Below are 236 nucleotides of genomic sequence, written 5' to 3' on the forward strand. Positions count from 1 at the left end.
TATCGGTAGTTAACCCTTCCTCCTACACTCTCCACAATCATGTCCGAGCGTTGCACTTATTATCTGAATTCGCGCCTTAAAAACTTTTATGACTGGCGTATTTACGCAAATCAGTAGTCCCCATACTGCTTTGGTCTTTGCCAGTATTTTTTCCGCAGCGCTTAGATAGTGTCGTCACAAGATTTTAGCCCAGAGAGCGATGCATCTGATCTGGACGGCAGCGAGAAATGAGGCCG

General features: G+C 46.2%; 1 pseudogene. It reads left to right on the plus strand.

The annotated features are described in order from the left end of the window. Positions 1-76 precede the first annotated feature (76 nt). Positions 77-163 (plus strand): annotated as a pseudogene (locus ACSZPU_RS26570) (LysE family translocator); the annotation flags it as partial. Positions 164-236: the final 73 nt, after the last annotated feature.

The sequence above is a fragment of the Phytobacter sp. V69 genome (genome assembly GCF_965644215.1).
GTDB lineage: Bacteria > Pseudomonadota > Gammaproteobacteria > Enterobacterales > Enterobacteriaceae > Phytobacter.